A 10,150-nucleotide genomic window follows, 5' to 3' on the forward strand; every position below is an offset into this window, starting at 1 on the left:
ATACTTCTTTCTTGCTACCATTTTTTCTCCAGTTAAGTACATTATCTCTTAACTGGGGTGTCAAATTCTATTAGACCACGTCATAATCATCAGGTTCATTAATTGCTGCATAGTTAAATAGATATCACCTTGGTTGGCACTCATAACTATTATCTTCAGGATGGCTATGACAGAATTTACCTATTAACACAAGCACCAGTTAGTTTAACTAAAGGTGACCATTATATATTCTTACTATCTAATTATTGTAAGATTTTATTTGAGGATAGGTTTTCCAGATTTATTCTCTTTCAAAATATCATTAAACATTTTCCTTGTTGTCGTTTTAAATTTAAACATAGAGTTAGAGCGTCTTCCGTCAATCACTGCTTTATTGGCATCTGTATCCACCCAAGTTTGAATATCTTTTAATAAATCAAAGATACTGAGAGGATTAGCTCCCATTAATTTGTCATACTCTTGCTGATAGAGTGTTTTCAAACTATTAAATTTAGTATGGCTATGATTATTGTCCATTCGGAGAGCGGTTTTTGCTATGCCATTCAGTCGATTATACATTTTTCTTAAAATACGCCACTGCCTCTCATTATCCCCCATGTTTTTCAAAGGAGGCGGCGGCGGATAAATAAATAACTCTTCACGAATAATTCCCTTACTTAAATGAGCTTTAAAAGGCAATGATCTAAAATATAAACTTGAAACCCCTGGTAAACTTTCTGTATTTAGAAGCTTTTTTGTTATTTGCTTGGCATTAGTTCTACAATTATTTGACAAGGAAAGGCCTCCAACTACTTCGGGAAGCTCGGCTTTTTTTGCAGCTGTCTGTTTAAATGCTGGCTTTTTTAAACTATCGTTCCAAATAAAGTCGATTTTACCCTCAGGATCATAATCGTTTTCATGAGCGAGCCAGGCTTTGGGAATAGCACACATAATACTTGGATTTGAACTTTTTAAGTAAAAAAACAATTGTTGATATTGTTCAATGGAAATAGTGAAAGCCTGTATACCAATTAAAATCCCCTCCTTTCTTGTCGGCATGCCTTCTGGCATTAAACCTTGAACAAAACGCCCAAATTGAGCGAGAACATATTGATTCCCTGTCTCTCTGTCTCGCGCACCCACTATAATGTAAGAGTGCTTTTTATAAGAGCAAACTGACATAAATAACTCTGGGTTATTACAAGAAAACTCTCCCTTCAAGTATTCGTAGGGCATGATGATTTAAAAAAACAACAAGCGTTTAATAATTATATATTCTGCTCTTCATATAATCAATTATGCCTAATCATGAAGAATTTGAAAGCAAAGCATTCTGAAATCCGTAAGCCTTATTATTCAAATCAAACGGATGGGAGCTCTCATTTTTTCACATCCAGCATGCTCATCTGCAACTTTATTAGATAAATCTGAACTAGAGTTAAGATGATTCAGGATAGCAACGGCATGAGTTCGACAGTCTAAAGCACAAAAGGAATGCACCAATTAAATTTTAAAAGAAAACGATAGCTGATGAAACTTTATAAATAATAAAGATTTATCACTGCTTACCGCTCAAATGGCCTATTAGAATAAAGAAGTTCACACGGAGCGACGATGTAAAGGTTCTGTAACGTTGATCGCCGATCAACGCATCACCGACAAAGTCCATAGACGTCCGCTAAAGCACTTCTATCAGCCTGAGTTTTACAGTTTTATCTGCCCATCTTTTCGCACAGATTTCATTAGTTCGTCCATTACATGGTTGGCTGTTAAAGCTGCGCGGATTTTTCGAAAATCGCAACAGCTTGGTTTGGCAAATGCCTTAACGATGTCATCCGCATGCTCATTGTAATTACTGTCTTTGTTTTCAGCTATTTTCTTTTTGATTTCAATAATAGCATTGCTGATGTGGTCTGCCACCTTGTCTGTCTCTAGCCCTAGCAGCTTCAAGTCAGCAAGGATTAGTTACATGAAACATAAACTTAATCGAGGATGTTTCTCTATTAATTACCTCTGTAACAATATGAAAATCAATTCCCAGTTTACTAGCGTAAGAAATAAATGTTTTAGTGATCGTCCTAACCTATCCAATCGCCAAAATACCAAAACATTATCTTACCTAAGGACAGTTTCAATTTTTTCCAATCCAAGACGTTGAGAAACGTAGGGGTTCGTTGCAGCCATCTGAAATGGCAAATGTATGTTATTTGTATATACTTAACATTAGGTATCGGTTCGCACAAAATGCAACTATTCTTAAGGACTAGTATGAGATACATAATAATTACAGCTCTTGTTTTTGTTATGTCCCTCGCTAAAGCTAATGCTGGATTGCCTCAAGTTGGTGCTGCGCCTGAAGGAGATGCAACGGAAGTTGCGACTCGTATCATTCAAGATAATTTTCCAGAATGTAAGCAAGTTACGACCGCTATACGTGCACCAGATGGCTCTATACATGCAACTTGTGACAATATTGACTACCTTGTGTTTACTTTATTTGATGCAAAAAAAGGAAAAACCATTGAAGTTGCAATGAATTGCACCGCGGCAAAACAATTACTTAATGTTTCTTGTTGAAGCAAATGCTAACTTATAATATCGTTATATTACATTGAGGTTGTGGGTGAAAATGATAAGCGTGAATTAGTTTCAACGTAAGTAAACCCGATTATTTTTCAAGATAGTTCTACTTACTATTGCATCGTTCGGCTAAATTACATACAAAAGAGGGAAGTTTTTCTTGAAGCAGCTTATGAAGTCCTTCATTCCCGACAATGTTTCGCACATTTTTTTGTAATAGGGCTTCTGTCTGTTCCGCTTTATACCCTTTAACTTGCCCTAGCGTTTGGGTAAGTTTTTCATACTCAGCCAAGTCAGGATACTGCTGCTTAAGTTCATTAAACACCATCTTCTCTTTCTCAATCTGCCTAACCTGAATAGTCTTTTTAAAGCTGCTGCGGCTTAAGCCCAAAATCCTTCGCAACCTGTGAAATATGCACGCCATCGGCTTTCCAGCTAATCTTCTCCAACTGCGGCATAACCTGCTCTTCCAATGACTTTTTCTGAGCAATGGCAACAATGGTTTGATAACGCTCGGAGCGCAGACTGGCTTTTTCAATCGAGGTTGCGGCTTCTTTCAAATGAGGGTTATCTGCCAATTGCTGGTGATGGTTTGTCCATAGTCGATGGGCTTTTTCATCCCTTGCCAGTGATTGGGCATACAGATTTTTAAATTGAGGATGCTGGCTGATGTTGATGTTTTGCTGTTTGGCATCTTTCGTGATTTGTTGCCGGATTTTTAAATACGCGGATTGCTCATCCATGTAATCCGCGGCTTGCTTAGCAATCAAGCGCCTTTCCTGCTTCGACAGTGCTCTTTCTTTGTCGTGCTGCTGTTTTAAGTATTCCTCGTAATAATATTTTAAAAAATGATCAAGAAATTTTTTATGAGCGAATAGGAACGCAATCCTTCATGAAAAATTATCCAGGTGAACGGGTTCTAAAAACCTGACCCATGAATGAAATACTTCGATTAAAAACCTAGTCATGAATCAGGACAGCCTGTCCCATTCCTATCAAATTTTAAAAAATTACCTAAAGAGGTGTTTATGAAGAGATCAATACCATTGGGAGCCAATTTACTTCTAGTGAGCTCCATACTCTGTGCAAAACCAGCAGAAACCATTCCGTCAATTCCAATCATTAATTACAAGAATGATTTAGCCTACATCATTGTGGCAGGACCTGAAGTCGTACATGGATTTAATTACGAAGACGCTTGTAGCAAATTAGCCTCATACGGCTATACATGGAAAATTGTTCCACATAAAAGTGCGGATCCGGCTTGTTATTCTCCATCGGATAACGTGTTGATGGGAGCAAATACATGGTATTGTGCCGATTCCACGTTAGCGTATTACAACACACCGTGGTGGCTTTGTAGTGAAACTTTTCACACCTGCCCTAACCGTACTTGGAAGCTTTCTATTGATGATCTCTCCTGTTCAAGACCAAATCTCACGTGTTCAGAAACCCCAGCAACAGTTTCCGAAGAAAAATTGCTCGCAGCAATCGTATACGGGGAAGCTTCAGTAAACAGTACATTTGAAGAAAAAGCGGCTATTGCCAATGCTGTCATACGATTTAGAGATTCAAATAAATTTGATTCTGTAAATACTCTTGTAGAAAAAAGACCTTATTATTCAGCTGCAGTTCATAATAAAGTGGAGCGATATCGCCTGGTTATGTGTTCCAATGTAGAAATTGAATACCCAGAGTTATATAACGCAGTCTTGAATGCACTAGAGCCTGAAGGAGTTGACTTTGCCAATGGAGGATGTTTTTGGGATGGCTATGATTTAAAAACACTAGGGGAAAAAACATCCACATTATCCTTATGGTTATAAATTTACCGATCCCGCGCATGATGTAATGAACATTGGTAATAGCGATCCAGCTGGAATACACGTAAAAAATAAAGTATATGATTACACCTATGAATCCACAGCGGGCTATGGCCATACTGTAATTTGGAAATCCACACAAGAATTTATGCGTGCCGAAGGAGTAGGACAATGTCGATAAAAAATTTAATGATTATATTGGGAGCTATGTCCTCAAACTTTGTATTTGCAGATTTACCTCCAGAAGTCATAGGCTCTTGCAAGCAGCATAAAGCTGTAAATTCATCAGTAGCCTACATTAAAATAGATCACCCGGAAGGATTAGGAGATGATGAACCAGGCTGCTTAAATCATGCGGAGTCAACAGAAAACTCATTGAACTACGGTTCAATTATTTGTAATGATGGCAATTATTTAATCCTCAAAGGCTCACGAATCAATTTAAATACGGCACAAAATCATTCTGTTAATCCTTCTATTTCACCAGGTGCCGACATAGCACCCGGCTCTGATTGGTCTAAAATAACTTTTAATAATACTGATTATTTGTGCATTAGCACACCACTCTCTCCCTCAGGAGACGGGGGTGATGTTGAACAATATTATATCGTCGAGAATGCATACAATAGTTCAACACCAATTATCCATTATTATTTCTTTAATCAAGAAATTATGCCTATGACTTCAACGAACTGAAATGGGAACGAATACAGCCCATTGACTGATAATGGGCTGTTTTAATTCTAAAGAATAGGGCTACTTATGACTTTCTATAAAATTCTAAATGAAAAAGGCATAAATTTTTTCGAACTAACGAAGAAGGGCATTTTATTGGTTACATAGGAAATGGCGTATGCCTAAATTTTTCTGTATTTTTGAGTAATTATTAAATAAAGTGGCAAATTAATAACTCAAATTCCCCTCTGTTTTGGATAGGTTCTAAGTCTTACAACCCAGTATTAATACGGAGCTGATGAAATGAAATTAACTACAAAAATACTCGATAAAGAGGGCAATCCTGTAGAGTTTTCCGTTGTGAATAAATATGGATATGGACATAATTTTAAATTTATCGATAGTGAAGGAATGCAACTGGGTTATCTGCACCTTGAGGAAGAGAGCTTGGGTGCACCGACCTTTAAAAAATATTTCATTATTAGTCAGTTGCATAATACCTCTCCCAACCGAGAATACAGAAATGTTGGAACCGCCTTGCATGAACTGGCATTTAGACACAGTTTTTCAAGCTACTTTAAAACCAATGGGAATATTAAGGTCGATATAGGTTACGAATCCCTGCTTTTTCACTATCATTGCGGATTTCGATTGCACCCTAGGGCGGAATTTCATTGGGATTATTTGATTGAAGATTTCTTAACTCATGAGAAATTTGGTAAGGCAGCTTATGAACGATGGTGTTTATCGCATTTTGATCCAACTGCGGCCTCCAAATTACTGGAAAAATCATCAGCGAATGATGTACTGGCCTTTTACTACTCCTTATATACTGAAGATAAAGATCCAACTAATCGCGCCTATTTACGTGAGAATTTAGCAGAACTGGGAGGGTTAACAGGGTACTTATCCCAGAGTGCGGTACTTCAGAAGAAGGAAGAGTTTTCTATAGACATTGAACCAATTAGCCAAACCTCTTCTGTTGCACCAGGTACATTTTTTTATTCAGTGGGTTCAATTAGCGCGGCAGCCAAGGTTATAAAAGATGATAATAATAATGATGTTCGAGTGAATAATGCTCAACCTGGATAACTTAATTCCTAGAAGGCAAGACCACATAAGGATTTTTCTCTTTTGGAACTTTTTGTCTCGCAGCGCAATTTCCGGAGCACTACGCCAAATAGGGTTTTCCCGTATCCAGCCCAAACTAGTAAGGAGTTTTTATGAGAACTTTAAATCTTATTACTACTTAAAGTAATCGAACCTACAAACTGTCTAATTTTACTCTTAAAGATGGTTGGAAAAAAAATCTTTTAATGCATCCTCTTTACCCCAACGACTTAAGAGCCGGCTCTCGGCGATGTATTGATGGCTGGTGGTGAACGATTCAACGCCGCTGTCATTCACACCAAGACTAATAACATCCTTATGAGCAAGGAATTGCGCGACTTGATTTAAATAAGCGGTGCTGGTGGTATCCGATTGAATGCTTTTAAACAGCAGCTTTTCAATGTCCTTGCGGGTAAACACGCTGTGGCTTAATGACAGTTGATTTAAGGGATTATCCAAATCATGCAGTGCTAATTCTTCCCGTGCTTCACGAATGAGTTGGTTTTCTTCACGAAGGTAATGATTCGCTTCATCACGATTTCGTCCTTCGTGTTTTTCACTGATGAGGTGGTTTAAATCCACAGCCAGGTCAATTTTCTTTTCCTGAAAATAGTCCGTTTGGAAAGAACGCCATTGCTCATTCCAGTAATCGCCTTCGACCACAAAGCCCTTGGCAAAAGTAGGATTTAAATCACGTGCCTTGTGTTTGGCAAAATACTCGCCTTGCAGTCGGCGCAAGGTCACCAGAATATGGGCGTGGGGATTACCATCCTTGTCATCATGAATCGCGATATCGCAAGGCAGGCCGTTATCGACAAAATGGGTTTGCGCAAAGCGGCGGGCTAATTCGATGTGTTCAACAGTACTTAATTCTTTAGGCAGGGCAAGAACGACATCTTTGCACAATTGCGAATTCTTGCGTGTCTCGGCGCGCTCGACTTCATTCCATAAGAATTCACGTTGCTGAAATTTCTCGGATGCCCCTTCGGGTAGCATGATTTCAGAAAAAACGACTTCCCTACGCCTGGAATAATCATAGTCAGTTCCTGTTCTTTCATCGAATAGCTTGCTTGCCGTGCGGTAAGCACTGGCGGCTACTGCGCTGTGTCCTTTCGAGCGAGTGTGTATTGATACGCGAGCGAAAGCGATGGCCATGCCGGCTATCTTAGCAACACAAACAAAGTTTGTATATTGCGCCCTTCGCTTTTCGCTTTCGGGATGAAATGAGGCGCTTCGCTTGTTTGTTTCAACGACTATTGATTTCGGAGATCGGTGCCAGTATGCTGTTTAGCGACATCCTTACTTTTGCGGAAAGACCATGTCAAAGATGACACGATCGCAAATGGAAGATGCTCTCATGGATAAATTGAACAAGCCAAGAAAAAGCTTGAGCAATTGCAGCATAAAAACAAGCTCGAAATCGGCACCCTCGCCTACAAACACGAGCTTCATCATTATGACTTAAAGCAACTGGATTTGGTTTTCGCCAAAATTGCCAAGGAGCTTAAGCATGGCCACTAAAACCAAAATTCAAAAACAGCAGCAGGCAATCGCTCGCTGTGAAAAATCACTCGCCCTTGAGAAATTGAAAAAGCGCCGGGCGGATACTCGCCGTAAGATTGAACTTGGCGGCTTGGTGATTAAGTCGGGGATGGATGGGTTTAATAAGGCGGTGATTGTGGGGCATTAAACTATTTTTTTGAAATCATTAATGAAAATAATGAATACCTCCTTTTATTTGAAGAATCAGGAAATAAGCATTTTATAAATAGTTTTTCTATCTAATCTAATTCTTTCATTATAAGGATATATATGTTTGCCCAAAAGAAATATTTAAGTTCAATAATGATAAATTTGCTAATGCTCCCCTATTCGTTTGCTTATTTTTCAGAGACAACCCCTTCTATTGAAATATCCAATTATCAAGCTGAGCTTGCCTATATTATTAACTCAGGCCCTGAGGTAGTTGTTGGGAAAGATTACAAAAATGCATGCTTGCACTTAGCTCTTTTTGGTTATGAATGGAAGGTAATACCTACGACTGATGTAAATCCAGCTTGTTATTCACCCACAGATAGAAAAATTATGGGAGCAGATACATGGTTTTGCGCGGACGGATCAGTAGCTTATTACAATATTCCATGGTGGAGCTGCAATGCATTTCGTGTATGTCCAAATGCCACCTGGACTCTTGCTGCTGATGGCTTGAACTGTACAAGACCAACGACTACTTGCACTGATAAACCCACAGAAGTTTCTGAAATAAAGTTGATTGCAGCAATTGTTTACGGTGAAGCTTCACCTAACAGCCCATACGAAGAACGAGCAGCAATAGCTAATGCGCTCGTAAGAAAAAGTAAATCATATAAGTACACCTCTGTTAATGAGTTTGTAGCTAAGAGAGGGACACAACTTTCCTCTCTTCATCCAATCAATGTAAGGGTCAGAGAAGTACTCTGTTCTGATCTTGAAAATGATTTTCATGAACTCTATCAAATTGCCCTTAATGCGCTTGATGAAAACGGTGTTGATTATGCTAATGGAGGATGTTTCTGGGATGGGATTGATTTGCTTACAAAAGGAGAGAATCATCTGCATTTCAAATGGGGATATAAATTCACAAATCCCGAACATGATGTCTTTAATGCTGGCGATACACCTCCAATAAATGAAAAACACCCGGACTATGATTTTGCGCTGGAGTCGACAGCAGGATATGGACATACCGTGTTTTGGAAGTATACTCAAGAATTTATGGCTGCCACAGGAACAGAACAATGTCACTAAAAAAAATAATACTTATACCGGGATTCATTTTTTCTCAATTAGCAATCGCATCCGTACCAGTAGAAGTGATTGATTCCTGTAAAAATGATAAAGCCGCAAATTCTTCAGTAGCAATGACCGCTTTAACACCGCCTCATGGCTTAGGAGCGGATGAGACAGGATGTCTGGATCACTTTGAATCGACAGTAAATGGCTTTAACTATGGCTATATTACCTGTAATGATAAAACCAGCCTGATTCTCAAGGGGAATAGATTCAGCCTGGATACTGCCGTTAATCATTCCATTAACCCGGCTATCACTCCAGGTAAAGGTCACATTCTTCCTTTATCGGATTGGTGGAAAATTACCTATGCCAACACTGATTATTTATGTATCAGCACGCCCCTCTCTTCCTCGGGAAAAGGAGATAATATTCTGCAGCATTATATCGTTGAGAATGCCTATAATAGCAACATTCCAATTTTAAATTTTTATTTCTTTAATAAGGACATTATTCCTCTGGCGGATATGTAATTTATCTGAAAGACTGTTTGGAAAGATTTCGAGCGTATGATAGGCAATAATACTGGCCCCAGATTCGTCACTTACTTTCGTAAGGATAGGAATGGCCTGGGGACTATAACAATATTATATAGCAAATGATTAAAAATTCACAACTTAAGCAAGATAAAATTATCCGCTCTTTATCAATTGAGAGATTATCTTCTTATAAATTGCCTGATTTTACTGATAGTCAGCAGCTGGGTGTGTATGCTTGGAACAGTGCGTTGTGCTCCGGATTGTACCCTTGGCTTTTGACGTGGTCAACCAAAATGTTACACCCCAGTTAAGCAACTTTCGTTAAAAAATCGCTCTGTTTTTCAAATTGATTTGGGCTTAAATATCCCAAATATGAATGTAATTTTTGGCTGTTATAGAACATGGTGATGTAATTCAAAATGTCCTGTTGAGCTTCCCATCGGTTTTGATAATTTCGCCATTGAACTCGCTCTTGTTTTAAGCTGCCAAAGAAGCTTTCAACAACGCTGTTATCCCAGCAATTACCTTTTCTGCTCATGCTACCAATATATCCCTTGCTCTTTAATAAATTGCGATATTGGTAACTAGCATACTGAGCCCCTCTATCGGAATGAACAATAAGCCCTGATGGAGGTTTTCGCTGCCAAATTGCCATATTCAGAGCATCACAAACCA

Annotated in this window: 14 protein-coding genes; 8 read left to right on the forward strand and 6 right to left on the reverse strand. The window is 38.7% G+C overall.

The genetic code is table 11. The features are described from left to right. Positions 1-255 precede the first annotated feature (255 nt). The gene (locus Lrub_RS07575) at positions 256-1,215 is read right to left on the reverse strand and encodes a hypothetical protein (protein ID WP_133134183.1); all 960 of its coding nucleotides are present in this window, start codon (positions 1,213-1,215) and stop codon (positions 256-258) included. Positions 1,216-1,683: 468 nt separating this feature from the next. Next, positions 1,684-1,899 (reverse strand): hypothetical protein, encoded by a 216-nt coding sequence (locus tag Lrub_RS07580; protein ID WP_058531599.1) that lies wholly within the window; start codon positions 1,897-1,899, stop codon positions 1,684-1,686. A gap of 348 nt (positions 1,900-2,247) precedes the next feature. On the opposite strand from Lrub_RS07580, the gene Lrub_RS07585 reads away from it, so the two are divergent. Beyond that, a complete protein-coding gene (locus tag Lrub_RS07585) occupies positions 2,248-2,556 on the forward strand; it encodes a hypothetical protein (RefSeq protein WP_058531600.1) in 309 nt (102 codons plus the stop codon). Between the two features lie 109 nt (positions 2,557-2,665). Here Lrub_RS07585 and Lrub_RS07590 read toward each other — a convergent pair whose 3' ends face one another. Further along, positions 2,666-2,887 carry a hypothetical protein gene (locus tag Lrub_RS07590; protein ID WP_237760776.1) on the reverse strand — a complete coding sequence of 74 codons (222 nt, stop codon included), beginning with the start codon at positions 2,885-2,887 and terminating at the stop codon, positions 2,666-2,668. A gap of 37 nt (positions 2,888-2,924) precedes the next feature. After that, positions 2,925-3,329: a hypothetical protein gene (locus Lrub_RS07595; RefSeq protein ID WP_058531602.1), complete on the reverse strand. Its 405-nt coding sequence runs from the start codon at positions 3,327-3,329 to the stop codon at positions 2,925-2,927. 258 nt (positions 3,330-3,587) lie between these two features. On the opposite strand from Lrub_RS07595, the gene Lrub_RS14990 reads away from it, so the two are divergent. The 3 genes from Lrub_RS14990 to Lrub_RS07610 all read left to right on the forward strand — a co-directional run bounded on the left by Lrub_RS14990 (position 3,588) and on the right by Lrub_RS07610 (position 6,149). Next, complete coding sequence (locus Lrub_RS14990) at positions 3,588-4,385, forward strand: hypothetical protein (RefSeq protein WP_058531603.1); 798 nt, start codon at positions 3,588-3,590, stop codon at positions 4,383-4,385. Positions 4,386-4,553: 168 nt separating this feature from the next. Continuing rightward, on the forward strand, positions 4,554-5,078 hold the full coding sequence (locus Lrub_RS07605; RefSeq protein WP_058531604.1) for a hypothetical protein: 525 nt from the start codon (positions 4,554-4,556) through the stop codon (positions 5,076-5,078). A gap of 282 nt (positions 5,079-5,360) precedes the next feature. Then, the gene (locus tag Lrub_RS07610; protein WP_058531605.1) at positions 5,361-6,149 is read left to right on the forward strand and encodes a hypothetical protein; all 789 of its coding nucleotides are present in this window, start codon (positions 5,361-5,363) and stop codon (positions 6,147-6,149) included. 195 nt (positions 6,150-6,344) lie between these two features. Here Lrub_RS07610 and Lrub_RS07615 read toward each other — a convergent pair whose 3' ends face one another. Further along, positions 6,345-7,322, reverse strand: a complete 978-nt coding sequence (locus Lrub_RS07615) for a MobA/MobL family protein (RefSeq protein ID WP_082651472.1) — start codon at positions 7,320-7,322, stop codon at positions 6,345-6,347. A gap of 240 nt (positions 7,323-7,562) precedes the next feature. Between Lrub_RS07615 and Lrub_RS15190 the strand changes: the two genes are divergently transcribed. The 4 genes from Lrub_RS15190 (at position 7,563) to Lrub_RS07635 (ending at position 9,469) form a co-directional block, all read left to right on the forward strand. Further along, positions 7,563-7,688 (forward strand): hypothetical protein, encoded by a 126-nt coding sequence (locus tag Lrub_RS15190; protein ID WP_272946951.1) that lies wholly within the window; start codon positions 7,563-7,565, stop codon positions 7,686-7,688. Further along, on the forward strand, positions 7,678-7,857 hold the full coding sequence (locus tag Lrub_RS07625; RefSeq protein ID WP_237760777.1) for a conjugal transfer protein TraD: 180 nt from the start codon (positions 7,678-7,680) through the stop codon (positions 7,855-7,857). Before Lrub_RS15190 ends, Lrub_RS07625 begins: the two co-directional genes overlap by 11 nt. Positions 7,858-7,979: 122 nt before the next feature. Beyond that, positions 7,980-8,954 (forward strand): hypothetical protein, encoded by a 975-nt coding sequence (locus Lrub_RS15090; RefSeq protein ID WP_237760778.1) that lies wholly within the window; start codon positions 7,980-7,982, stop codon positions 8,952-8,954. Then, positions 8,945-9,469 carry a hypothetical protein gene (locus tag Lrub_RS07635; protein ID WP_058531607.1) on the forward strand — a complete coding sequence of 175 codons (525 nt, stop codon included), beginning with the start codon at positions 8,945-8,947 and terminating at the stop codon, positions 9,467-9,469. The genes Lrub_RS15090 and Lrub_RS07635 overlap by 10 nt, the downstream gene beginning before the upstream one ends. A gap of 313 nt (positions 9,470-9,782) precedes the next feature. Here Lrub_RS07635 and Lrub_RS07640 read toward each other — a convergent pair. Then, on the reverse strand, positions 9,783-10,150 hold a 368-nt coding region (locus Lrub_RS07640; RefSeq protein WP_156413034.1), incomplete at its 5' end, for an IS3 family transposase.

The organism is Legionella rubrilucens (assembly GCF_001468125.1).
Taxonomy (GTDB): domain Bacteria; phylum Pseudomonadota; class Gammaproteobacteria; order Legionellales; family Legionellaceae; genus Legionella_C; species Legionella_C rubrilucens.